The organism is Aminobacter sp. P4_D5 (assembly GCF_056401815.1).
Window position 1 is genome coordinate 1 of record NZ_JBFUIP010001440.1, and the last position, 512, is coordinate 512.

Consider the following 512-nt stretch of genomic DNA (forward strand, 5'->3'; position numbering starts at 1 on the left):
GTGGAGTGCTTCCGCATCACCGCCTCGGGCGTGGCGGATGCGACGCAGATCCACACCCACATGTGCTACTCGGAGTTCAACGACATCATCGCCTCGATCGGCGCGATGGATGCCGACGTGATCTCCATCGAGACCGCGCGGTCGAAGATGGAGCTGCTGGGCGCCTTCGCGGGCTACCGCTACCCCGCGGAGATCGGGCCGGGCGTCTACGACATCCATTCGCCGCGCGTGCCGGCGGTGGGCGAGATGACGGAGTTGCTGACGGCGGCGGCCAGCCGCCTGCCGGCGGACCAGCTCTGGGTCAACCCGGATTGCGGCCTGAAGACCCGCAAGTGGCCGGAGGTGCGGCTGGCGATCGAGAATATGGTCGCCGCCGCGCAGGCTGCGCGCGCCTAGCCATTCCAACCCTCCGGGGGCATGTTCGCTGCCCCCGGACCCCGCGCCTTGTCTCGGCCCGGAAGGACGGATATCGCCGTCCGGACAATATAGGGATCGCGCCCATGGCTCACACC

Annotated in this window: 1 pseudogene; it reads left to right on the top strand. The window is 68.6% G+C overall.

The features are described from left to right. Positions 1–396: pseudogene (locus AC1DWF_RS38855) on the top strand (5-methyltetrahydropteroyltriglutamate--homocysteine S-methyltransferase); the annotation flags it as partial. Between the last annotated feature and the right edge of the window lie 116 nt (positions 397–512).